We start from the raw sequence: 530 nt of genomic DNA, 5'->3' as shown, positions 1-530 counted from the left end.
CCACACAGGAGGTCGAGATTTACTTCAATTTTGTCGGGCGATTCGTTCCTCCGGCGTTTGGAGAAGTGGAGCTTACCCCAGAGGAATTAGAAGAAATCCGCAAGCGTGAGGAACGCAAGGACAGACTTCATCAGAACTACTTGAAGCGTAAAGCCAGCGGAGCACAGAAGCGTTACGAGGACAAAATCAAAGAGAGGAAAAAGGCGGAAATCGAAGACAAGAAAGCCGCCATTCGTACGGAGGATATTGCAAAGGGTGTGTTCGTCCCTGTCAGCAGTTTACCGCAGAGAGAGCCGCAGAAAGGAGCGCAGATTGCATGAACATCACTTATAGACAGAACGGAGATTATCTTATCCCGAACATCGTTATCCGCAAGACCAAGCCCATCGGACACTACGGCAGACTTCGCAAGGCGTATTTAGAAATGCACCGCCCGATACTGTTCAATGAACTGGTGCTATCCGACAAGCTCTTTGAACATTGCGCCGAGATTGAAGAAGCGGCACGAAACCGCATGGAGCTGATCGTGC

Annotated in this window: 1 protein-coding gene and 1 pseudogene; both read left to right on the top strand. The window is 50.0% G+C overall.

Going from position 1 to position 530, the window contains the following annotated elements; translation table 11 throughout:
* Nucleotides 1–320: pseudogene (locus HMPREF1546_RS03480) on the top strand (DNA recombinase); the annotation flags it as partial.
* The coding region (locus HMPREF1546_RS03475) for a TnpV protein (RefSeq protein ID WP_021751689.1) at nucleotides 317–530 on the top strand (214 nt) is incomplete at its 3' end. The pseudogene HMPREF1546_RS03480 and the gene HMPREF1546_RS03475, both read left to right, overlap by 4 nt.

The organism is Oscillibacter sp. KLE 1745 (genome assembly GCF_000469445.2).
GTDB classification, from domain to species: Bacteria; Bacillota; Clostridia; order Oscillospirales; family Oscillospiraceae; genus Oscillibacter; species Oscillibacter welbionis.
The sequence above is the reverse complement of the archived record's forward strand: the minus strand, read 5'-3'. Positions and strand labels throughout refer to the sequence as shown.